Consider the following 22,985-nt stretch of genomic DNA (forward strand, 5'->3'; position numbering starts at 1 on the left):
CAATGACCGACCAACGCCATGCGGCCTTGGGCATCCACCCGATCGCCGCCGACGAGGACGGGGGCCACGACAACCTGCTCCGCCGGCGCCAGATCGTGCGCAGCACCCGCATCGCCGTGCTGCTCGTGCTGGCGCTGCTGGCGATCGGCGCCGCGCGCACCGTCTATCTGCGCGTCGCCAACGCCCGCGCCCTGGAGGCCGGCACCGCCGAGCGCGCCACCCAGTACGTGAAGACCGCCCTGCCCCAGACCGCGGGCAGCGGCCAGACGCTGGCGCTGCCCGGCACGCTGCAGGGCTTCACGCAGTCGCCGATCTCGGCCCGCGCCAGCGGCTATCTCAAGCGCTGGACCCGGGACATCGGCAGCCGGGTCGAGAAGGGCGAGCTGCTGGCCGAGATCGAGACGCCCGAGATCGACCAGCAGCTGTCGCAGGCGATCGCGGCCCGCCAGCAGGCGGCCGCTGCGCTCGAGCTCGCGAAAAGCACGGTGGCCCGCTGGGAGGGGCTGCGCAAGAAGGACGTGGTCTCGCAGCAGGACCTCGACGAACGCCGCGGCGCCCTGGCCCAAGCCAGCGCCAACCTGGCGGCGGCCGACGCCAACGTGCAGCGGCTGCGCCAGACCGAGGGATTCAAGCGCGTGCTGGCGCCCTTCGCGGGCGTGATCACGCGGCGCAACGTCGACGTCGGCGACCTGATCGATGCCGGCGCGGGCAACGGCGGCCGGGCGCTGTTCCAGCTCGCCCAGACCGATCCGCTGCGGGTCTACATCAATGTGCCGCAGGCCTACGCCCAGCTCGTGAAGGAAGGCCAGCCGGTGGTCGTCACCCAGTCCGAACTGCGCGGCCAGAGCTTCAAGGGCGAGGTGGCGCGGACCTCGGGCGCGATCGATTCGACCACCCGCATGATGCAGGTCGAGGTCGCGCTGCCGAACAAGGAAGGCATCCTGCTGCCAGGCGCCTACGTGCAGGTCTCGCTGCCGCTGACGCCCAGCCGCGCGCTCAGCATTCCCGCCAATGCGCTGCTGTTCCGCGCCGAAGGCACGCGGGTCGCGGTGGTCGACGCCGAGGGCAAGGTGCGGCTGCGCGGTGTCAGCATCGGGCGCAACTACGGTGACACGGTGGAAGTGATCGATGGCATCTCGGGCAGCGACAGGTTGGTGCTGAACCCCTCGGACTCGCTGGCCGAAGGCGACCTGGTCACGGTCGCGAAGGAGCCGGCGTGAGTCTTCGCCGGTTGTCATCGGTGGCCGCCGCCGCCGTATTGCTCGCCGGCTGCGTCGCCGGGCCCGACTACCGCAAGCCGGAGGTCGAGGTGCCGGTCAGCTGGCAGCTCGAGCAGCCCTGGCGCCAGGCGTCGCCCGGCGATGCCGAGGCCAAGGGCCCGTGGTGGCGGCGCTTCGACGACCCGACGCTCGATGCGCTGCAGGAGAAGGCGCTTGCCAACAGCCCGACGCTCGACCTGGCAAGCGCCCGGCTGGCGCAGGCGCGGGCCACGCTGGCGGGCGCCGAATCGGGCCGTTCGCCGCAGCTGGGCCTGGGGTCGCGCGCCTCGCGGCTCAAGATCTCGGCCAACCGGCCGCTCACCAACTACGCCACCAACAACTATTCGACGGTCCAGAACGACTTCGCGCTGACCCTGGTCGCCAGCTACGAACTCGACCTCGCGGGCCGCGTGCAGCGCACGGTCGAGGGCGCCACCGCCTCGGCCGCGCAATCGGCCGCCGACCTCGAGAACACCCGGCTGCTGCTGACCGCCGACCTGGCTTCGGCCTACTTCAGCTTGCGCGCCACCGACCTGGAGCTCGACGTGGTCGCTCGCTCGATCGAGGTCCAGCGCCGGGCCCTCCAGTTCGTGACCGACCGCCACGAAGGCGGCGCGGTGTCGGGCCTCGACGTGGCGCAGCAGCAGGCGCTGCTGGACAACACGCTGACCCAGGTCGACCTGCTGAAGCGGCTGCGGTCGCAGTTCGAGCATGCGATCGCGACCCTGACCGGCACACCGGCGCCGAACTTCGCGCTGGCACCGGACATCCAGCCGCTGCGGCCGCCGGCGATCCCGCTCGGCGTTCCGTCGGACGCGCTGGAGCGCCGGCCCGACGTCGCCGCCGCCGAGCGCGCGATGGCCGCCGCCAACGCGCAGATCGGCGTCGCCACCGCGGCCTTCTACCCGAGCGTGAACCTGCTGCCCACGGGCGGCGTCGACAGCCGCAGCCTGTCGACCCTGTTCGATGCCCAGAGCGTGCTGTGGTCGATCGGCGTCTCGGCGACCCAGACGATCTTCGACGGCGGCCGCATCCGCGCCAACGTCGACTTCACGAAGGCCGGCTACGACGCCACCGTCGCCAGCTACCGCCGGGTGGTGCTGACCGCGATGCAGGAGGCCGAGGACGGCATCACCGGCCTGGCGTCGCTCGAACGCGCCGCGGCGCAGTCGCAGACGGCGGTGGCCAGCGCGCGCCGGGTGCTCGATATGTCGGCCAGCCGCTACGAGGGCGGCGCCACCACCTTCCTCGACGTCATCACGGCCCAGCAGGCGCTGTTGAACATCGAGCGCCAGGCGGCCCAACTTTCCGGGCAGCGCATGCTGGGCTCGGTGTTCCTGGTGAAGGCGCTGGGCGGCGACTGGTGCGGCGTCGAAGCGCGCGGGGCCGGCGGCGGGGGCGCCAGTGCTAGAACAGACTGCCCTGCCCCGCTGCGCCAGGTGGTCGGAACGCGCTGAGGTCGAGCCCGATGCGCTGCCGGTTGAAGCCGATGCGGTTCGTCGCCTTCTCGAAGCGCTGGCGGATCAGGTCGGCCCACAGGCCGCTGCCCTTCATGCGGGTCGCGAAGTCGGCGTCGTAGTCCTTGCCGCCGCGCATCTCGCGGATGCGCGCCATGATGCGATCGGCCCGCGGCGGGTAGTGCAGTTCGAGCCACTGCTTGAACAGCGGCGCGACCTCCCAGGGCAGCCGGACCACGGTGTAGAAGGCGCAGCGCGCGCCGGCCTCCCAGGCGGCTTCGAGCACCTGCTCCATGTCTTCGGTGACGAAGGGAATCTGCGGCGCCACGCTGACGCCGACCGGCACGCCGGCGTCGGCCAAGGTGCGCAGGGTGCGCAGCCGGCGGTGCGGCGCGGCGGCCCGCGGCTCGAGCTTGCGTGCCAGTTCGGCGTCGAGCGTGGTGATCGTGACGTAGACAGCGGCCAGCCGGTCGGCGGCCATCGGTGCGATCAGGTCGAGGTCGCGCTCGACTGCGCTGGACTTGGTGACGAGGCCGAAGGGATGGCGGGACTCCTTCAGCACTTCGATCACCGAACGCGTGAGCCGCAGCTCGCGTTCGATCGGCTGGTAGCAATCGGTCGCGGTGCCGATCGCGATCTGGCTCGGCCGGTAGGCCTTGCGGCCCAGTTCGGCGCGCAGCACCTCGGCGACGTTGCGCTTCGCGATCAGCTTGGTCTCGAAGTCCAGGCCGGGCGAGAGGTTGAGGTAGCTGTGGGTGGGCCGGGCGAAGCAATAGATGCAGCCGTGCTCGCAGCCCCGGTAGGGGTTGAGCGAGCGGTCGAACGGAATGTCAGGCGAGTCGTTCTCGCTCAAGACCGATTTCACGTCCTCGAAGCGGACCTCGGTCTGCACCGGCTGGAGGCCCTCGGCTTCGGCCTCGCCCTCTTCCAGCGTGCCCCAGCCGTCGTCGAAGGCGTCGCGCACGTCGCGCTCGAAACGATGCGGCAGGCGCGTCGCGGCGCCGCGGCCCTTGAGGGCGTGGACGGGGATGAAGCTGTCGCCCATGGCGCCTCCGGATACTGTATGAAATCACAGTATTCCATGTTTCCGGCGCAGGCGCAGCAACGAATTGCAACGACCGGGAAGTTTCTCCGGCGCCGGGCGGCATCGACCCACAGACTATCCAAGGGCCTCCTTCTGAAGTTCGCAAGCACAAGAATTTCGGGAAAGGGGGTTGATGGCTTGAACCTGCGTCGCGCCCTTCTGGATGCGCTCGAATGCGCGGGCGCGACCTCTGGCCGTGGGCGTTTTGCGGCCTGGTCCTGGCGTTCGACCTCATTTGAAGTCTCGAAACCTCTGAGGCACCCGGCCCACCTCGAATGGTCGCCTCGCGCTCGCCGAAGTTTCTCCTTTCCTCACGCCCGGGAACTTTCGCTCCAGAAAAGTAGCGTGCGCTCACAGACAGCAATGCCGCCTGAATCTGAAGATCGTGCGCACAAAAATTCAAAGGGTGACAGGCTTCATGCGTTCGATGTACGGGATCAGTCGCGGACCGAGAGGGTGGAAAGTTCAATTGAAGCGCAGCGGCGTCACGCTGTTCAGGCAGTTCGGCTTCAAGATGCACCAGGGGGAGATGGCTGCGCTGTTGCGGGCCCAGGCATGGCGGGACCAGATGGTCAAGAAGCACCCTCCCGTTTCGCGGCGCAGAAGAGCCAATGTCCTGAGGCGCAACAACAAGACCGGCATTCCGGGCGTGGCATGTCAGGTCGATACCGATGGCAACCCGATCGCCTGGATCGCGAAAACCTATCTCGGGCCCGGTGAAGTAGCCAACAAATACTTCAGCCTCCGTCGCTTCGGCCCCGAAGCCAAGTTGCTGGCCATCGCCGAGCGCCAAGCGCAGCTTCGGCGGATGCCGGGGCTGGCGCGCCCCCATCCCGACGAGGCGGATCTGCGCAGGGCACCGCCAAGGCCGTTGCCGGCTGACTGCCCTCCGCCCGTGGCCGCGAGGGAAGTAGTCCGACGCAACAACAAGAGCGGCATTGCCGGAGTTGCCTTCAGACGGCGACACCCGGCTGACTCTGGGCGCTGGACGGCCGTCACCCGAGCACCGGATGGTCAGCACCTTTGGCAGTCTACTCCGTGCGCGAGTTCGGAGAAGAGGCGGCCAAGACGCTGGCGATCGCGGCGCGGCAAGACCAATTGAGGCAATTGGTCGTCAAGTCGAAGAAAAAGTCGCCGTCGTTGCCGGTGGTTCAAAGAACGTCAACGCGGCGGTCGTCAATGGAAAACGGCATTGACCCAGGATCGACGATGTAGCTTTTGCCTCGCGGGCAAATGGCAATGCGCAAGACGGCGAGAGCGACCTGAATGAAGCTGGCGTGTATCCAGGGCACCACGCCAAGCCAGTTGTGGATTTTTCCAGCTCAGATTCAGCTTGCTTCTCACGGCCACGCGCTTGGGCATATAGGAGGATTGGTGGCTGTTGCTCGCAGCCGCCCGTGCGGGTGGTTGCTCAGGTTTTCAGCGTTTGGCTGGCAATCGGGTCGCGCAGGCCCCCTGTTGAGAAGCTGAAATTGCCTCAAGAAATGAAAATTACAAACAGATCCCCTGCCCAGCTGCGCCATTCGCGGAAATATCTAATTTTTATTAATCCTGATTCTCACAATCACACACTTCGAGCTGTAGAGGGATAGAACTTTCGTCAAGGAGATCTCAGATCTTTAGCTCAGTGTACAACGCGGCGAAGAGAGCACATTTTTGATCAGCGAAAGAACTCGTTTTATGCGAATCAAGAAAGTCGGGCGCTATTTTCTTCTGGGAATGACTGCACTACTGGCGATCGCAGGCATGCAACAGATAGCCGTGGAAACGATTGAAAAAATCTCCGGAGGATGGCTAGGTGCAAGAGAAGTCATGCCTGGACAAGTCATGTGCGGGCTAGCCGGAGTTGCTGCAGCGTGTTGTCGGTACCTTCAATTAGACGATTTGCCGCCTCAGGAAAAGAAAAGGCTGATAAGAAAATTCTCCGACGAAAAATTTTATGAAAACACCAGGAATGCAGGAATTCTTTTTGCGATGTTCATGTTTGGCGCCTATGTAAGTCACGGCGAAAGTACTCCGTACCGTTTCATGTTGAACGGAATGGTAGCTGGACTCGTTATGAATTTGTTTTTCGGTATTTTGATGGCCTTTATTTTTGGCAGTTTCATATTTTCTCGACTAGTTAGAAGGATCAACTCATGAGCATGCTTTTGTGGTATACAAAATCGGGTGTCGTCTATATCGAAGGATCACCTCAAGCGCTGAAGGCCATTGCAGAGGCGGGGGAGCCTGCCGCTATTGAGTTGAAGGCAATCCTCGACGCAAAAGGCCATGCAGATTCATCTCTTGGTTTTCTCAAGGGATTGATCGGCGACGATTTGGCCAAGTCAATCAAAATGATCGGCGGTGTTGCGGCCGGAATGTCGGCCGGAGAAGCGACTGCCGTTCTCGTTGGAGGAGCGGCGACCACTGTTGTCTCCGCGCCGTTTGCGTTGGTAATCGGGGCGGTTGCAGGTATCTACGGAGGATATTACGGACAACAATTCTATGAAGAAGGATTTGATGAAGTCTTGAAACTCGGCCAGCAACTGTCCAACAAACTCAATGGCAGCAATACAAGCGTTGTGCCCAGCCTATCGAATCTGTTTAGTTTCGAGCGGGAGTTGAACCTCCTAAACGGCAAAGGACTGGTGGACCAGAGCACCTATCAGGACATGACCCGATGGAATTCACAGCAATTCCTTTCGGGCACCACCGACCTGTTCCCCAATGGCTATGTAGCGCCTTCCAATCCTTACGGAAACGCCCCCATCGGCGCCTTCTACGAGGCCAAGACCCCCGCCAACGACCTCGCCGCCAGCATCGCCACCCGCACCCCCGTTCTCCTCGACGCGGCCAAGAAGGCCATGACGGTCGCCTCCCTCACCGCCCTCGACGTCAACAAGGACGGCCTCCTCAGCGGCGACGAGTTGGCTGGCCTCAACACCTGGTCCGACCTCAACGAGAACGGCGTCATGGAAACCGCCGAGTTCCAGACCCTGGCGCAAAAGGGCATCACCCAGATCAAGGCGGCTGACTACGGCTTCTACATCGCGGGCAATGCCCGTGCCGCCGACGCCGCGCTGGCGGCTCCCGCTCGCAAAAGTGATGCTCTGCCTGCGGCGATCGCCGCGCGCGCGGTACAGGCCTTGCCCACCGCGATGGCTGCGGTACCCCCTCTGGTGCCCTTCAGCAACTACAGGGTCCTGCGCGACACGGACAACCGCTACACCGTCAGCGCGACCCAGTGGATCGACTGGACCCCCTCCCAGGTCAAGATCAGCAGCGACCAGAAGACCCTCACCGGCACTGACGGCAACGACAGCTTCGACGTCGGCTACTGGGCCGCCTACACCCAGTACTTCAACGTCAACTTGATCGAGAACTTCGTCGCCGGCAACGGTGACGACGTGATGGGCGGCAGCACCCGCAACGACAAGCTCTGGGGCGGCCTCGGCAACGACACCCTGATGGGCTATGCCGGCAACGACAACATCTATGGCGAAGAAGGCAACGACCGGCTCGAAGGCGGTGCCGGCACCGACCTGCTCGACGGCGGCATCGGCGCGGACGTGCTCCTGGGCGGACTGGGCAACGACACGATCTACGGCGGCGAAGGCGACGACATCCTGGTCGGCGGCGACTCATCGGACGAAGCGGCCCAGACCCTCGGCGCCCAGGACACCGACAACGACGTCATGTACGGCGGCAACGGCAACGACACGGTCTATGCCGGCGCCGGCAACGACGCGGTGGACGGCGGTGCCGGCAACGACCAGCTGCTGGGCCAGAAGGGAAATGACACCCTGTTCGGCGGTGCGGGCAACGACGAGTTGCAGGGCGGCGATGGCGCCGACGCGCTCATCGGCGGCGTCGGTGACGACAGGCTCTTCGGCCAGGTCGGCAACGATGTGCTCTGGGGCGGCGACGGCAATGACGTGATGTACGGCTTCACCGGCACCAACGAGACCAAGCAAACCCTGGCCGCCGGCGAATCCGACGACGATGTGATGTTCGGCGAAGCCGGCAATGACACGCTCGTAGGTGGCCTGGGTGCCGACTACCTCGACGGCGGCGCGAACAACGACTATCTCGATGGCGGCGCCGGCAACGACACCCTGTTCGGCGGCACCGGCGCCGACGAACTGGACGGCGGCGACGGCAACGACCACCTGGATGGCGGCGCCGACAACGATCTGCTGTTCGGCCGCGGCGGGGACGACACGCTCAACGGCGGCACCGGCAACGACGAACTCCAGGGCGGTGCGGGCAACGACCAACTGATCGGCGACGTCGGCAACGACAAGCTGTTCGGCCAGGTCGGCAACGACGTGCTGTGGGGTGGCGACGGCAATGACGTGCTGGTCGGCTTCAATGGCACCAACGAAGTGAAGCAGACGCTGGCTGCGGGCGAATCGGACGACGACACACTCTTCGGCGGCAAGGGTCTCGACAACCTCTACGGCGGCCTGGGCAACGACTACCTCGATGGTGGCGACGACGCCGACCTGCTGGTCGGCAACGAAGGCACCGACACGCTCTTCGGCGGTGCCGGCAACGACGAGCTTCAGGGCGGCGACGGCAACGACAAGCTGCTCGGCGAAGGCGGCGACGACCGCATGTTCGGCCAGACCGGCAACGACCAGATGTGGGGCGGCGACGGCAACGACATCATGCTGGGATTCACGGCACAGAACGAGGCCAAGCAAACGCTGCTGGCGGGCGAGACCGACAACGACACCATGTTCGGCGGCGCGGGCAACGACCTGATGATGGGCGGCCTGGGCGACGACAAGCTGTATGGCGAAGCCGGAGCCGACGAACTGCAGGGCGGCGCGGGCAACGACTTGCTCTACGGTGGCGACGGCAACGATCGGCTGTTCGGGCAGGGCGGCAACGACATCATCTACGGCGGCGACGGCGACGACCTGATCCTCGGCTCCACGGCGACCAACGAGGCGGCACCGGCGGCAGGCGTATCCGACAACAACTGGCTCTACGGGGGCGCCGGCAACGACGTCCTGATGGGCGGTGCGGGCAACGACTACCTCGATGGCGGCCAGGGCGCCGACTTCATGGAGGGCGGAAAAGGCAACGACACCTACATCGTCAACAGCGTGAACGACACCATCCTCGAGCGGGCCAACGAAGGCTACGACGTGGTCATCAGCAGCACCAGCTACCTCCTCAACAGCGGGATCGAGGAACTGCGCCTGCTCGAGGGATTGGACATCCACGGCACCGGCAACGCCCTCGACAACAAGATCATCGGCAACAGCCGCGACAACATCCTGGACGGCGTCGAGGGCAAGGACACGATGCTGGGCGGTGCGGGCAACGACACCTACTACGTGGACGACGTGGGCGACCAGGTCGTGGAGAACACCGGCGAAGGCAACGACACCGTGCAGAGCTCGGTCAGCTACACCCTGGGCGCCAACGTGGAAAACCTCAACCTGCTCGACTTCTCCAAGCCGGAAAAGGGCCGGCTCGACGACACCGCGACACTGGTGTACGGCTACCCCAAGCGCAACGAACTCGACTACATGCAGGGCGACGCGGTGCCCGACTACCTCGGCACCTGCGCGCTGACCTCGATCGCCAACCTGCTGACCCAGGCCCAGCGACCCACCACCGAGGCCCAGGTGGTGCAGGTGGCGATCAACAACAACTGGGCTGTGACCGATCCGGCCAAGCCGGCCTACCAGCGCGGTGGCTCCAATGCCGCCGACCAGCAGAAGATCCTCGACAGCTACGGGGTGCGCAACGATCTGATTTCAGGCTACAACGAACAGGGCATCGCCAACCTGGTGCGCAGCGGCCGCGGCGTGATCATCGCGGTGAACGCAGGCGTCCTGTGGGACGACGCGGCGTACAAGGGCAATGGCGCGGTCAATCACGCCGTGACCGTCACCGGCGTGGTCTACGGCGAAGCCGACGGCAAGCTCATGGGCTTCTACATCGCTGATTCCGGCCGGCAGAAGGTGAGCGACATGACGCGCTTCGTCGGCATCGACACCTTCCGGGCGGCAGCCAAGGTGCCGAGCGCCTACGCGATCTACACCCTGGAGCCCCTGAAGTTCTGGAACGAGGACATCAACGGCACGGGCAACGCGCTCGACAACACGATCACGGGCAACCGGGGCAACAACATCCTGAGCGGCGGTGCGGGCAACGACGTGCTGGAGGCCGGCGAAGGCCAGGATCGACTCGACGGCGGAACAGGCGCCGACACAATGGCGGGCGGCGCGGGCGATGACATCTACGTGGTCGACAACGCCGGCGACGTCGTCACCGAAGCCGCCAACGCGGGCACTGACGCCGTCCAGTCGTCCATCACCTGGACGCTGGGCGCCAACCTTGAGAAYCTGACTCTCACGGGCAGCGCCGCCATCAACGGCACGGGCAACACGCTGGCCAACCAATTGACCGGCAACGCGGGCAACAATACCCTCAACGGCGGCGCGGGCGCCGACACGATGGCAGGCGGCGCGGGCAATGACATCTACATCGTGGACAACGTAGGTGACGTAGTGACCGAAGCAGCCAGCGCAGGAACGGATACCGTCCAGTCGTCCATCACCTATACGCTCGCCGCCAACGTCGAGAACCTGACCCTCACAGGCAGCGCGGCGATCAATGGCACGGGCAACGCGCTGAACAACGTGCTCACAGGCAACGCCGGCATCAATACCCTGACTGGCGGTGACGGCAACGACACGCTCAACGGCGGCGCAGGAGCCGACACCTTGGTCGGCGGCGCGGGCGACGACACCTACATCGTGGACAACGTGGGTGACGTAGTGACCGAAGCAGCTGGCGAAGGAACGGATACCGTCCAGTCGTCCATCACATGGGCACTGAGCGCCAACCTTGAAAACCTGACTCTCACGGGCAGCGCCGCTATCAGCGGCACGGGCAACACGCTGGCCAACCAGCTGACCGGCAACGCAGGCAACAACACCCTCAACGGCGGCGCAGGCGCCGACACGATGGCAGGCGGCGCGGGAAATGACATCTACGTGGTCGACAACGCCGGCGACGTCGTCACCGAAGCCGCCGAAGCCGGGACCGACACGATCCAGACGTCGGTGACGTACACGCTCGCCGCCAACGTCGAGAACCTGACCCTCACGGGCAGCGCCGCCATCAACGGCACGGGCAACACACTGGCCAACCAGTTGACCGGCAACGCGGGCAACAATACCCTCAACGGCGGCGCAGGCGCCGACACGATGGCAGGCGGCGCGGGCAATGACATCTACGTGGTCGACAACGCCGGCGACGTCGTCACCGAAGCTGCCAACGAGGGCACCGACGCCGTCCAGTCGTCCGTCACCTGGACGCTGGGCGCAAACCTTGAGAACCTGACTCTCACGGGCAGCGCCGCCATCAACGGCACGGGCAACACGCTGGCCAACCAGTTGACCGGCAACGCGGCCAACAATACCCTCAACGGCGGCGCAGGCGCCGACACGATGGCAGGCGGCGCGGGCAATGACATCTACGTGGTCGACAACGCCGGCGACGTCGTCACCGAAGCCGCCAACGAGGGCACTGACGCCGTCCAGTCGTCCATCACATGGGCACTGGGCGCGAACCTTGAGAACCTGACCCTCACAGGCAGCGCGGCGATCAATGGCACGGGCAACGCGCTGAACAACGTGCTCACAGGCAACGCCGGCATCAATACCCTGACCGGCGGTGACGGCAACGACACGCTCAACGGCGGCGCGGGAGCCGACATCTTGGTAGGCGGCGCGGGCAACGACACCTACATCGTGGACAACGTGGGTGACGTAGTGACCGAAGCAGCTGGCGCAGGGACGGACACCGTCCAGTCGTCCATCACCTATACGCTGGGCGCCAACGTCGAGAACCTGACGCTCACAGGCAGTGCCGCAATCAATGGCACGGGCAACACTCTGGCCAACACGCTCACGGGCAACGCGGGCAACAACACCTTCGACGGTGGCGCAGGCAATGACACGCTCAAAGGCCAGGCCGGCAACGACACCTACCTGGGCTACCGCGGCATGGGCCAGGACATCATCGTGGACGCCGATGCGGCCGCCGGCAACACCGACGTCCTTTCCTTCGGCACCGGGATCAGCACCAGCCAGCTGTGGTTCCGCCATATCGGGAACAACCTGGAGATCAGCATCATCGGCGGCGCCGACAAGGCAACGGTCCAGGATTGGTACGTCGGCAGCACGAACCACATCGAGCAGATCAAGACTTCCGACGGCAAGACCTTGCTGAGCAGCGATGTCGACAAGCTGGTGCAGGCCATGGCCGCCTACGCGCCCCCGGCCTCCGGCCAGACCACTCTGGCCGCGAACTACCAGACGGCGCTGAATCCGGTCATCGCCGCCAACTGGAAGTAGCGCAACCATCCGGGCGCAACAACTCCGCCGGGCGTCGTAGCCCTGGCGGAGTTTTCATTGCTGGGGTCGATCGAAGCGCCAGCCACGAACTTGGGTGGGAATACAGGGACAGGAAATGCAGGAAGAAGAACGAAAGCAGGACACCGGCTTGGTGTCGCTGCTGGTCATGGCCAGGCTCCATGGCCTGCCGGCCGACGAGGCACAGCTTCGCCTCGAGTTCGGCCACGAGGCGTTCGACACGCCGACACTCGTGCTGGCGGCACGCAGCCTCGGCTTGCACGCGCGGGCCATCAGGCAGGACCCGGACCGGCTCGGCAAGACTCCGTTCCCGGTGGTGGCCCAGGACCAGGACGGACGCTACTTCATCATCGGAAAATTCGACGATTCGGCCCAAGACCCAACCCTACTGGTGATGCGTCCCGGAGAGGCGCCGAGCGTGCTGCCACTGGCCGATTTCCATTCGCGCTGGAACGGCGAGATGGTCTTCTTCACAAGCAGGGCCAGCTATGCCGGTGCCATGGCGAAGTTCGACTTCACCTGGTTCGTTCCGGCCGTGATCAAGTACCGCAGGCTGCTGACGGAAGTGCTGCTGATCTCCTTCGTGCTCCAGTTCATCGCTTTGGTCACGCCGTTGTTCTTCCAGGTCGTCATGGACAAGGTGCTGGTGAACCATGCCATGAAGACGCTCAACGTCATCGCTGTCGGGCTGGTCTGCGCCAACCTCTTCGAGGCCGCCCTCACGGGCATCCGGACCTGGGTCTTCTCGCATACCAGCAGCAAGATCGACGTCGAACTCGGCGCCCGCCTGTTCCGCCATCTTCTCAACCTGCCTCTGCCCTACTTCCAGGCGCGGCGCGTGGGCGACTCGGTCGCCCGCATCCGGGAACTGGAAAACATCCGCTCCTTCCTGACCGGCAACGGCATCACCGTGGTGCTGGACCTCATCTTTTCCCTCGTGTTCCTGGGCGTGATGCTCTGGTACAGCGTCTGGCTGACGCTGATCGTGGTTGCCTCGATCCCGTTGTACGTCGTACTCTCCCTGTTGTTCACCCCGATCATCCGCGCGCGCCTCAACGACAAGTTCAACAGGGGCGCCGAGAACCAGTCCTTCCTGGTCGAGACGCTGAGCGGGATGGACACCCTCAAGGCGATGGCCGTCGAGCCGCGCTGGATCCGCAAATGGGACCAGCAGTTGGCAGGCTACGTGCGCGCGGGCCAGTCCGTCACCAATATCGCGACCATCGCCGGCGGCGGCATCACCCTCATCAGCAAGATGTCGACCGTCGCGATCATGTGGCTCGGTGCGTCGCTGGTCATCGACAACCAGTTGACCGTGGGTGAACTGGTGGCCTTCAACATGCTGTCGACGCAGGTGACCGCGCCGATCCTGCGCCTGGCGCAGCTCTGGAACGACTTCCAGCAGGTCGGGATCTCGATGAGCCGTCTGGGCGACATTCTCAATGCGCGGACCGAGGTCAGCGGCCAGAAGACGCGCCTGCCGCGACTGGTGGGCGCGATCGAATTCGACCAGATCGGCTTCCGCTATCGACCCGACGCACCGGACGTGATCCGGGGCGTTTCGCTGCGGATCGCGCCCGGCGAGGTGATCGGCATCGTCGGCCGGTCGGGCTCGGGCAAGAGCACGCTGACCAAGCTGGTGCAGCGCCTCTACGTCCCCGACCGCGGGCGGGTGCTGGTGGACGGCCAGGACATCGCGATCATCGACACCACCTCGTTGCGCCAGCAGATCGGTGTGGTCCTGCAGGAAAACACCCTGTTCAATCGCTCGATCCGCGACAACATCGCCTTGAGCGATCCGACGCTGGACATCGAGGCCATCATGGCGGCGGCCAAGCTCGCCGGCGCCCACGAGTTCATCTGCGAAATGCCGGAAGGCTACGACACCATGGTCGGCGAACACGGCGTCGGGCTGTCCGGCGGCCAGCGCCAACGGATCGCGATTGCGCGCGCCTTGATCTCGAATCCGCGCATCCTGATCTTCGACGAAGCCACCAGTGCCCTGGACTACGAATCGGAGAACGTCATCCAGGACAACATGCGCCTGATCTGCAGGGGCCGGACCGTGCTCATCATCGCGCATCGCCTCTCGGCCGTCCGGGAGGCGCATCGGATCATCGTCATGGATCGCGGACAGATCGCGGAAGAAGGCAGCCATGCGCAGTTGCTTGGGCGGCCGGATGGCATCTATGCGCACCTCCACGCATTGCAGACCGGGTCGGCGGGCCGACCCCCTCCGGCGCAGGATGCCCTGGAGATGATTCAGGGAGCGCGGTGATGAAGCACTCGCACCGGCGGGCCGCCTGGGCCGAACTCTGGCTTCGCTACCGAAGCGTTTTCTCGCATTTCTGGGCGCAACGTGAATCGTTGGCCTCACCGGCACTGGACGCCCACGAGGCTGAGTTCCTGCCGGCGACGTTGTCGCTGCAAGCACAGCCCGTTTCGCCGGCGGGGCGATGGGTGGCAAGCATCCTGATGGCGTTGGTCATGACGGCCCTGGTGTGGTCCATCCTCGGTCGGATCGACGTCACCGTGAACGCCAACGGCAAGATCATTCCCAGCGCCCGCACCAAGACGATCTCGGCGGTGGAAGTGGCGAGCGTCCGGGCATTGCACGTCGTCGAAGGCCAATCGGTCAGAGCGGGCGACCTGCTGATCGAACTGGACACCCGCTCCAGTGACAGCGAACGGGACAAGGCCGAGGGAGACAGGCAAGTCGCCCTGCTGCAGGCGGCGCGCTCACGTGCCCTGCTCGCCGCCACCGAAGCGCATCAGCCGCCTCGACTGGACCCCATCGACGGCGTTCCCGTGCAGCTATGGCGCGATGCCAGTCGCCACCTGTCGGACCAGTGGCAAGACTATGCGGCCAAAGTTCGGCAATTCGAAGGACAGATACGGCGCTACCGGGAAGAACTCCCGCTCGCGGCCCAGCGCGCCAACGACTACGCCGCGCTGGCGAAGACCGGTGACGTGTCGGCCCACGCCGCTTCCGAGAAAGAGCAGGCACGGGTCGATCTGGAAGGCCAACTCGACGAAGCACGCCACCAGTCGGGGGCCTTGAAGGCAGAAACGCGCCGCATCGCCCAGGACGCCTTGAGCGAGGCCAATCGCATCGTGGCATCGTCAAGTCAGGACGCCCGCCGGGCCGGCGTGAGAAGCGAGCTGCTGCGGCTTGTGTCGCCAGTCGACGGGACCGTCCAGCAGCTGAGCACGCACACGGTGGGGGGCGTGGTTCCGGCGGCCCAGGCACTGATGCAGATCGTGCCACTGCAAAGCGCGGTCGAGATCGAAGCCTTCCTGGAGAACAAGGACGTCGGCTTCGTGCAGGAGGGACAGCGCGCATCGGTCAAGATCGATGCCTTCGAGTACACCAAGTACGGAACGCTGGCGGGACGGGTCACCCATATCTCGCGCGATGCGATACAGGACGAGAAGCAGGGCTGGCTCTACGCGGTCAAGGTCCTGCTCGACGAATCGTCGATGGAGATTGACGGACGCGAAGTCGCCTTGTCTGCGGGCATGTCCACCAGCGTGGAAATCAAGACCGGTACGCGGCGCGTCATCGAGTACGTTCTGTCCCCTTTGATCCGGCACAGTCGGGAGAGCCTGAATGAGCGCTAGCTTTCGGCTGCTGCAAGCGGCCGCAATCGCCTGCGCACTGAATGCGCCTGTGCCCGTTTTGGCTTGGCACGCACAGGGCCTGCCGAGCGATCCGCTGGACACCCGCCCTCCGGTCCTGGACATCGGCGCGATTCTCCCCGGCGATTCCGAGGCCGTCGGCTGCAGGGCCTCCGATGCGTCGCAGATTGCACAGCCATTGGCCCTGGCCGATGCAGTCGACTGGGCCTTGTGCCACAACCCGCGCGCCCAGTCGTCCTGGGCGGCCATCAAGATGCAGGCTGCCGCGCTTGGCGAGGCCCGCGCGGCCTACTGGCCCACCCTGACGGCATCGTTGAGCCGCTTGCGCAACAAGACCACCTATCCCGACGCCTCCCTGCCGGGAAGCACCAGCGACGGACGCACGAGCTATGTCGGTGCCGGTTGGCGGCTGTTCGACTTCGGCGCCCGGGAGGCCAACCGCGAAGCCGCCGTTCAACTGCTGGATGCAGCGATCGCCGGACACGATGCAACCCTGCAAAGAACGCTGGAGACCACTGTCGGGGCCTACTTCGACGCAATCACGGCGGAGGCGACCCTGGAAGCGAAGAACACGGCGAGGCAACTTGCTCAAAGCAGCCTGCTCGCCACGCAGCGCCGCGAAGCCAGGGGAGTCTCGGCACAAAGCGACCTGCTGCAAGCCCAGTCGGCGCTGTCCCGGGCCGAGCTGGAAAGCAAACGGGCCGAGGGCGACCTGCGCAAGGCGATGGCACTATTGACACGCGCCATGGCGCTGCCAGCAGGTCTTCCGATGACACTTCCGCCATCGACCGAGTTCCAGGGGCCGGCGAATGAAAGGACGGCCTCCTACGACTTGAGAGAGTTGGAGCAATGGCTGGCCGAAGCGCAGGCACGGCATCCTGCCCTGGCTTCGGCACGGGCGCAGTGGCTCGCGGCGAAAGCCAAGACCGAGGCCGTGCGGGCGGAGGGGCTCCCGACCGTGGAACTGAACGCCAACTTCTATCAGAACGGCTATCCGAACCAAGGCCTGCAGGCTGTACGGAGCAACATCACGACCGTCGGGATCACGCTGACGGTTCCACTTTTCGAGGGATTCGCACGGACTTACAAGATGCGGCGTGCGCAGGCCCAGGTCGAGCAAAGCGAAGCCGAATGGCGGGACACCGAACAGCAGGTGCTCACCGAAGTCGTGAAGGCGCATGCCGACGCCTCGTCGTCGCTGGACAACCTCCAGGCTTCCGAAAACCTGTTCGACGCCGCCCGGGCATCGGCGAAATCGTCAGAAAGGCGCTATGCCGCCGGGGCGGCCGACATCCTGGAACTGCTCAGCACCCAGCGCCTGCTGGCCGAAGCGGAGCAGGAACGCGTTCGCTGCCAGGCCGATTGGCGGTCGGCCCGGCTGAGATTGCTGGCCACTGCGGGCCAGTTGGGCCGCATGCAGTTGAGCCTGGCGAAACGCAAGCTTCGCTGAACGTGCTTGACTCAGCCAGACACTGGGATAAGCTGCAGACCACCCGCCGGCCCACCATGCCCCGCCGCCCCGAAAACCTCTACCCCCAGTACCACGCCCACCTCTACTTCGGCCCTGAGACGGTCGCCCAGGCGCGCCGGATCGCCGAGCAGGCGGGGCGCGAGTTGCTGGTGGTGGTCGGCCGCGTGCACGAAAAACTCGTCGGCCCGCATCCGCACTGGAGCTGCCAGATCGCCTTCGACGCCGCCGAGTTCGATGAAGTGATTGCCTGGCTGGAGGCCCACCGCGAGGGACTCGACGTCTTCTTGCACGGCCTCACCGGCGACGACTACCAGGACCACACGGCGCATGCGATGTGGCTCGGCAACGAGTCGCCACTCGATCTGCGCATGTTCAGCCGGCCGGCCGCCTGAGCTGCGCCGACCAGCAATTCGCCACAGTCATCAAGGAAACTTCTTCGCCTGAAACGGAAGGCGCTCGCAGACGCGACAGCATGCACTTCTGAAGATCGCAGACCGGCCACCGCCGGCGAAAGCGATCCTCATGCCCAAGAAGCCTCGATCCCTGCGCGACATCATCGAGTGCGTCGCGGCCGTTCTCCTGCCGTGGCTGCTGTGTGCCGCTGCGTACCTGTTCTTCGCGGGCCTGGAATTCGACTAGGCCTCAGAACTCCGCATCCAGCTCGTCGATTTCCTCCGGCTCCTGCTTCGCCGCCTTGATCCATTCCTGCATCGCCGGCAGTTCGATGATCCGCTTGCAGTAGCCGGCGCAAACCGTGTCCAGGGTCACGTCGTAGGTCAAGAAGCGCGTCACCACGGGCGCATACATCGCGTCGGCGATGCAGGGTTGCTTGCCGAACAGGTACGGGCCGCCGTAGGCCTTCAGGCACTCGCGCCAGATCGCGACCACGCGGTCGATGTCGGCCTGCGCGCGCGACCAGATCTTGAAGTTCGGGAACCTGGCCTTGACGTTCATCGGCAGCGAGCTGCGCATCGCGCTGAAGCCCGAATGCATCTCGCCGCAGATCGCCCGGCAATGGGCCCGGGCCTTGGCATCGGCCGGCAACAGGCCGGCCTTGGGCTTGATCTCGTTGAGGTATTCGCCGATCGCCAGCGTGTCCCAGACCTTGATGCCGGCATGCTCGAGCGACGGCACCAGCATCGACGACGACAGCAGCAGCATCTCGGCCTTCATCGCCGGGTCGTCGGGCGGAATCACCTTCTCGCTGAAATCCAGGCCCGCGAGCCGGCACATCAACCAGCCGCGCAACGACCACGCGCCGTAGTTCTTGCTGCTGATGGTGAGGACGGGTTTGGCCATGGAGACTCCTGGGCTGCCGGATCGGCTCTGCACCAGTGCAAGCCCTGTGCCAGAACAGTGCACCGCCTCGCCTTGGCCCGCAACTTGCCTGCAGCCCCCCCATGCTGTACCGGGCCTACCAAACTCACACCGACCTGCTCTCGCCGTCCCGGCTCGCAGCCCAGTACTTCGGCAGCAGCGTGTGGAAGTCCCGGCCGGACCGCAGCGCCGCCCGCCGCATCGCCGCGGCGATGGACGTCTACGCCCACCTGCGGCTGACCCACACGCGGCCCGACTACGGCATCAAGAGCGTTTTGTCCGAAGGGGAGGAAACCGCGGTCACCGAAGAGGTCGCGCTGGTCGCGCCCTTCGGCACCCTGCTGCACTTCCGCAAGGACACCAAGGCGGTGCAGCCGAAGGTGCTGCTGGCCGCACCACTGTCGGGCCATTTCGCGACCTTGCTGCGCGAAACGGTGCGCACCCTGCTGCGCGACCACGACGTCTACCTGACCGACTGGCACAACGCCCGCGACGTGCCGCTGTGGAACGGCGGCTTCGGCCTCGACGACTACACGCTGCAGATCGTGAGCTTCCTCGAGGCCATCGGCCCCGGCGCCCACATGATGGCGGTCTGCCAGCCCTGCGTCGCGGCGCTGGCGGCGACCGCGCTGATGGCCGAGGACGACCATCCCGCCGCGCCGCTGAGCCTGACCCTGATGGCCGGCCCGGTCGACTGCCGCATCAATCCGACCATGGTGAACAAGCTGGCGACCGATCGCCCGATCGGCTGGTTCGAGCGCAACCTGATCAGCCGGGTGCCCTGGCCGCACGCGGGGATGATGCGGCGCGTGTACCCGGGCTTCCTGCAGCTCAGCGCCTTCATGAGCATGAATCCCGACCGGCACAAGGAACAGTTCAAGAAGCTCTATCACCACCTGGTCGAAGGCGAACTCGAGCAGGCCGCCACGATCCGGAACTTCTACGACGAATACCTGGCGGTCAACGACCTGCCGGCCGAGTTCTATCTCGAGACGGTCGAGCGGGTGTTCCAGACCTACGACCTGCCGCGCGGCGAGCTCACCGTCGGCGAGCGCAGGGTGGACCCCGCGGCCATCCGCCGGACCGCACTGATGACAGTCGAAGGCGAGCGCGACGACATCTGCGCGGTCGGCCAGACCGTGGCGGCGCAGGACCTGTGCCCCAGCATCCGCCCCTACCTCAAGACCCATCACCTGCAGGCCGGCGTCGGCCACTACGGCGTCTTCAGCGGCAGCAAATGGAACACGCAGATCTATCCGCGGGTGCGGGAGATGATCCACACGGCGCAGGAACTGCACTAGGACACGGTCGTCGCTACCAGGGCCTGCCGCAGGTGCGCGATCAGCGCCTGCGACGCAACGTTGCGCATCGGGCCAGGCAGGTAGACGAGCACGATGCGGCGCTCGATGTCAGGCCGGCTCAGCGGCAGCACCACCAGTTCATCGTCGCGCAGCGAGGACGTGTAGAGCCTTGGCATCAACCCGAGCGCAAGCCCGCCGCGCACCAGGGCGTAGAGCGTCTCCGAATAGCCCACCCGGTAGGGCTCCGAGCCCTGCGCGAACTGGGCCCGGGCCGGATCGCCGAGGGCCGGCATGCTGCCGCTCTCGAACAGCACCAGGCGCTCGCCGCCGATCGCCTCCCAGTCGGCGCCGCCGGCAGCGGCCAGCGGGTGATCGCGCCGCACCACCAGCACCAGCGGATCGCGGAACAGGTCGATGCAGACCAGCCCGCCCGGCGGTTCGGTGATGGCGGCCACCGCGAGGTCGAGCTGGCCGCTGCGCACTTCGGCCAGCAGCGCATTCGACGGCGCGTCGCGCCAGGCGAACTCGACGCCGTGCGGCGCGTCGCCGCCGACGAATGCCGCCACCGCCGCCGCGACCCGGGCGCTCGCCGAAGGGATCACGCCGATGCGCACGAAGGCGCGGCCGCGCCGCACCGTGCTCTCGATGTCGCGCAGCGCGACCTCGAAGGTGTTGACCAGGTAGTCGGTGCGCGCCAGCACCTCGGCGCCGACCGGCGTCAGCGCCAGCCGATGGGTCGAGCGGGTCAGCAGTTCGGCGCCGAGCAGCTTCTCCATCTGCTTGATCGCATTGCTCAGCGCCGGCTGGGTGATCGATAGGCGGCGCGCGGCGCGGCCGAACTGGCCCTCTTCCACCAGCACCGAGAAGCACTGGAGCTGGCGCAAGGTGAGCGCACGCAATGGCAAGGTGGAAGCCATGGACCTCGGTTATGGATTCAGTGAATGAAATTATAGGAATTCAAAATTTTCCTTATTTCAGCGCCCTGCCTAGACTGGGCGGCATGCGCACTGACACGGCCCTCCCCGACCCCCTCGATGCCTTCCTGCGGGCGATCCCGAAGGTCGAACTGCACTGCCACCTGTTCGGGACGGTCCGCCATGACACCTTCGCGGACCTCAACCGCCGCGCCGGTGCGCCGCTGGCCGACGACGAGATCGAGGGCTTCTACACCCGGGGCGAGAAGCCGGTCGGCGTGCTGCGGGTGCTGCGGGCGCTCGATGCCCAGCTGGTGCGCAGCGCCGACGACCTGCACCGGCTCACTTTCGAATACCTGCAGGACGCGGCGGCGCACCAGGTGCGCTACAGCGAATTCTTCTGGAACCCGACCGGCACCGTGCATGCCTCCGGCATCGGCTACCGCCAGGCCCAGGATGCGATCGTCCGCGCGATCCACGATGCCGAGCGGTCGTTCGGCATCGTCGGCCGGCTGATCGCGGCGATCGACCGCGAGGCCAGCCCCGAGGCGGCGGTCGAGATGGTGCAGTGGGTCACCGCCAACCGATGCGACGAAGTGATCGGCATCGGCATCGACTACCGCGAGAACGACCGGCCGCCCGAGCTGTTCGCCGAGGCCTACCGCGACGCCCGGCGCGCCGGCCTCAAGACCACCGCGCACGCCGGCGAGTTCGGCATGCCCTGGACCAACGTGCGCACGGCGCTCGACCTGCTGCAGGTGGACCGCATCGACCATGGCTACACGGTGGTCGACCGGCCGGAATTCGCACGCGAATGCGCCGAGCGCGGCGTGCTGTTCACGGTCGTGCCGACCAACTCCTACTACCTGCGCACGCTGCCGCCGGAGCGCTGGGCGCTCGACCATCCGATCCGCCGCATGCCGGGCCTGGGCCTGCGCATCCACCCGAACACCGACGATCCGACCCTGCACAAGGTCACGCCCACCGGGGCCTGGCGGATGATGGTGCGCGACTTCGGCTTCGGGGTCGACGAGCTGCGCGGCTTCATGCACAACGGCCTGGACGGCGCCTGGATCGACGATGCGCAGCGTCGCCGGTGGCGTGCCGACTGGAGCGCCGAATTCGACCAGCTCCGTGCCAGCCTCTCCCCGGACTCCTTCCTGCCGACCCCATGAAAAAACCCATCGCCAAACCCCTGCTCCTCGCCGCCGCCCTGCTGGGCACCCTGGCCGGCGTGGCCTCGGCCCAGCCGTCGTGGCCCGGTGCCAGGCCGATCACGCTGATCGTCCCCTACTCGGCCGGCGGCAGCGTCGATTTCACGGCCCGCCTGGTCGCGACCAAGCTCGGCGAACGGCTCAAGCAATCGGTGGTGATCGAGAACGTGACCGGCGCCGGCGGCGCCATCGGCGTGGCCAAGGCGGTCAACGCGGCGCCCGACGGCTACACGCTGGTGGCCGGGCCGGACAGCGCGATCGCGATCGGCCGCCTGATCAACCCGGCCGCCTTCAAGTTCGATCCCCTGAAGGACCTGGCGCCGGTCGGCATGCTGAACACGGCGCCGATGGTGCTGGTCGCCCGTCCCGGTTTGCCGGTGAAGGATTTCGCCGATTTCGTGAAGCTCGCCAAGGCCTCGCCCGGCAAGTTCAACTACGCCACCTCGGGCGTCGGCACCGTGCTCCAGCTGGCGATGGAACTGCTGAAGGAGCGCACCGGGATCTTCGTCACCCACGTGCCGTACCGCGGCGGCGCCCAGATCGCAACCGACGTGATCGGCAACCAGGTCGACCTGGCGATGCTGGTCAGCACCAGCGCGATCCCGCACGTGACGGGCAACCGGCTGAAGGCGCTCGGCGTCACCGGCAGCCAGCGGCTGGAGGCCCTGCCCCAAGTGCCGGCCTTCGGCGAGATGCCGGGCCTGAAGGGCTTCGACATGGTGAGCTGGACCGGCATCTTCGCGCCGGCCAACACGCCGGCGCCGATCGTGAGCCGCCTGAACCAGGAGCTCAACGCGGTGCTGAAGGACCCCGAAGTGCGCGCCAAGCTGCAGGAGCAGGGCGCGCTGCCCGGCACCGGCTCGCCGGAGGACCTGGGTCGGTTCGTGAAATCGGAATACGCCCGCAACCAGAAGATCGTGCAGGCGGCCAACATCAAGGAGTGAG

Annotated in this window: 15 protein-coding genes; 12 read left to right on the forward strand and 3 right to left on the reverse strand. The window is 65.9% G+C overall.

Translation table 11 applies throughout. The annotated features are described in order from the left end of the window. Positions 1-2: 2 nt before the first annotated feature. Both AC1DF3_RS07800 and AC1DF3_RS07805 read left to right on the forward strand, forming a co-directional pair. Positions 3-1,220 carry an efflux RND transporter periplasmic adaptor subunit gene (locus AC1DF3_RS07800; protein ID WP_478139280.1) on the forward strand — a complete coding sequence of 406 codons (1,218 nt, stop codon included), beginning with the start codon at positions 3-5 and terminating at the stop codon, positions 1,218-1,220. Further along, positions 1,217-2,716 (forward strand): efflux transporter outer membrane subunit, encoded by a 1,500-nt coding sequence (locus AC1DF3_RS07805; protein WP_478139281.1) that lies wholly within the window; start codon positions 1,217-1,219, stop codon positions 2,714-2,716. The genes AC1DF3_RS07800 and AC1DF3_RS07805 overlap by 4 nt, the downstream gene beginning before the upstream one ends. Here AC1DF3_RS07805 and AC1DF3_RS07810 read toward each other — a convergent pair. Beyond that, on the reverse strand, positions 2,667-3,761 hold the full coding sequence (locus AC1DF3_RS07810; protein WP_478139282.1) for a PA0069 family radical SAM protein: 1,095 nt from the start codon (positions 3,759-3,761) through the stop codon (positions 2,667-2,669). The two genes, AC1DF3_RS07805 and AC1DF3_RS07810, sit on opposite strands and share 50 nt — an antisense overlap. A gap of 508 nt (positions 3,762-4,269) precedes the next feature. On the opposite strand from AC1DF3_RS07810, the gene AC1DF3_RS07815 reads away from it, so the two are divergent. From AC1DF3_RS07815 to AC1DF3_RS07845, 7 genes are all read left to right on the forward strand, one after another. Continuing rightward, on the forward strand, positions 4,270-4,902 hold the full coding sequence (locus tag AC1DF3_RS07815) for an AP2 domain-containing protein (protein ID WP_478139283.1): 633 nt from the start codon (positions 4,270-4,272) through the stop codon (positions 4,900-4,902). Positions 4,903-5,480: 578 nt separating this feature from the next. After that, positions 5,481-5,942 carry a hypothetical protein gene (locus tag AC1DF3_RS07820; RefSeq protein WP_478139284.1) on the forward strand — a complete coding sequence of 154 codons (462 nt, stop codon included), beginning with the start codon at positions 5,481-5,483 and terminating at the stop codon, positions 5,940-5,942. Then, positions 5,939-12,166 (forward strand): calcium-binding protein, encoded by a 6,228-nt coding sequence (locus AC1DF3_RS07825; protein WP_478139285.1) that lies wholly within the window; start codon positions 5,939-5,941, stop codon positions 12,164-12,166. Before AC1DF3_RS07820 ends, AC1DF3_RS07825 begins: the two co-directional genes overlap by 4 nt. 115 nt (positions 12,167-12,281) lie before the next feature. After that, positions 12,282-14,462, forward strand: coding sequence for a type I secretion system permease/ATPase (locus AC1DF3_RS07830; RefSeq protein ID WP_478139286.1), 2,181 nt, complete (start codon positions 12,282-12,284; stop codon positions 14,460-14,462). After that, positions 14,462-15,805 carry an HlyD family type I secretion periplasmic adaptor subunit gene (locus AC1DF3_RS07835; protein WP_478139287.1) on the forward strand — a complete coding sequence of 448 codons (1,344 nt, stop codon included), beginning with the start codon at positions 14,462-14,464 and terminating at the stop codon, positions 15,803-15,805. The genes AC1DF3_RS07830 and AC1DF3_RS07835 overlap by 1 nt, the downstream gene beginning before the upstream one ends. Next, entirely contained in the window at positions 15,795-17,273 is a 1,479-nt protein-coding gene (locus AC1DF3_RS07840; protein WP_478139288.1) for a TolC family protein, read from the forward strand. Before AC1DF3_RS07835 ends, AC1DF3_RS07840 begins: the two co-directional genes overlap by 11 nt. Positions 17,274-17,329: 56 nt before the next feature. Further along, entirely contained in the window at positions 17,330-17,686 is a 357-nt protein-coding gene (locus AC1DF3_RS07845; RefSeq protein WP_478139289.1) for a DOPA 4,5-dioxygenase family protein, read from the forward strand. A gap of 250 nt (positions 17,687-17,936) precedes the next feature. Here the strand turns inward: AC1DF3_RS07845 and AC1DF3_RS07850 are convergent, their stop codons facing one another. Further along, positions 17,937-18,593 (reverse strand): glutathione S-transferase, encoded by a 657-nt coding sequence (locus AC1DF3_RS07850; protein ID WP_286526218.1) that lies wholly within the window; start codon positions 18,591-18,593, stop codon positions 17,937-17,939. 101 nt (positions 18,594-18,694) lie between these two features. Here AC1DF3_RS07850 and AC1DF3_RS07855 point away from each other — a divergent pair, with 101 nt between their 5' ends. Beyond that, positions 18,695-19,912, forward strand: coding sequence for a polyhydroxyalkanoate depolymerase (locus tag AC1DF3_RS07855; RefSeq protein WP_478139290.1), 1,218 nt, complete (start codon positions 18,695-18,697; stop codon positions 19,910-19,912). Here the strand turns inward: AC1DF3_RS07855 and AC1DF3_RS07860 are convergent. Next, positions 19,909-20,829, reverse strand: a complete 921-nt coding sequence (locus tag AC1DF3_RS07860; protein ID WP_478139291.1) for a LysR family transcriptional regulator — start codon at positions 20,827-20,829, stop codon at positions 19,909-19,911. The genes AC1DF3_RS07855 and AC1DF3_RS07860 overlap by 4 nt on opposite strands. Positions 20,830-20,912: 83 nt before the next feature. Between AC1DF3_RS07860 and AC1DF3_RS07865 the strand changes: the two genes are divergently transcribed. Both AC1DF3_RS07865 and AC1DF3_RS07870 read left to right on the forward strand, forming a co-directional pair. Next, a complete protein-coding gene (locus tag AC1DF3_RS07865; RefSeq protein ID WP_478139292.1) occupies positions 20,913-22,001 on the forward strand; it encodes an adenosine deaminase family protein in 1,089 nt (362 codons plus the stop codon). After that, the gene (locus AC1DF3_RS07870) at positions 21,998-22,984 is read left to right on the forward strand and encodes a Bug family tripartite tricarboxylate transporter substrate binding protein (protein ID WP_478139293.1); all 987 of its coding nucleotides are present in this window, start codon (positions 21,998-22,000) and stop codon (positions 22,982-22,984) included. Before AC1DF3_RS07865 ends, AC1DF3_RS07870 begins: the two co-directional genes overlap by 4 nt. Position 22,985 lies beyond the last annotated feature (1 nt).

The organism is Variovorax sp. 10N432, from assembly GCF_056394465.1.

What these genes read in the sequence shown, in the direction of transcription:
- AC1DF3_RS07800 (WP_478139280.1), top strand. Translation starts at nt 3, where the DNA reads ATGACCGACCAACGCCATGCGGCCTTGGGCATCCACCCGATCGCCGCC.
- AC1DF3_RS07810 (WP_478139282.1), bottom strand. Translation starts at nt 3,761, where the DNA reads ATGGGCGACAGCTTCATCCCCGTCCACGCCCTCAAGGGCCGCGGCGCC.
- AC1DF3_RS07820 (WP_478139284.1), top strand. Translation starts at nt 5,481, where the DNA reads ATGCGAATCAAGAAAGTCGGGCGCTATTTTCTTCTGGGAATGACTGCA.
- AC1DF3_RS07830 (WP_478139286.1), top strand. Translation starts at nt 12,282, where the DNA reads ATGCAGGAAGAAGAACGAAAGCAGGACACCGGCTTGGTGTCGCTGCTG.
- AC1DF3_RS07835 (WP_478139287.1), top strand. Translation starts at nt 14,462, where the DNA reads ATGAAGCACTCGCACCGGCGGGCCGCCTGGGCCGAACTCTGGCTTCGC.
- AC1DF3_RS07840 (WP_478139288.1), top strand. Translation starts at nt 15,795, where the DNA reads ATGAGCGCTAGCTTTCGGCTGCTGCAAGCGGCCGCAATCGCCTGCGCA.
- AC1DF3_RS07845 (WP_478139289.1), top strand. Translation starts at nt 17,330, where the DNA reads ATGCCCCGCCGCCCCGAAAACCTCTACCCCCAGTACCACGCCCACCTC.
- AC1DF3_RS07850 (WP_286526218.1), bottom strand. Translation starts at nt 18,593, where the DNA reads ATGGCCAAACCCGTCCTCACCATCAGCAGCAAGAACTACGGCGCGTGG.
- AC1DF3_RS07855 (WP_478139290.1), top strand. Translation starts at nt 18,695, where the DNA reads ATGCTGTACCGGGCCTACCAAACTCACACCGACCTGCTCTCGCCGTCC.
- AC1DF3_RS07860 (WP_478139291.1), bottom strand. Translation starts at nt 20,829, where the DNA reads ATGGCTTCCACCTTGCCATTGCGTGCGCTCACCTTGCGCCAGCTCCAG.
- AC1DF3_RS07865 (WP_478139292.1), top strand. Translation starts at nt 20,913, where the DNA reads ATGCGCACTGACACGGCCCTCCCCGACCCCCTCGATGCCTTCCTGCGG.
- AC1DF3_RS07870 (WP_478139293.1), top strand. Translation starts at nt 21,998, where the DNA reads ATGAAAAAACCCATCGCCAAACCCCTGCTCCTCGCCGCCGCCCTGCTG.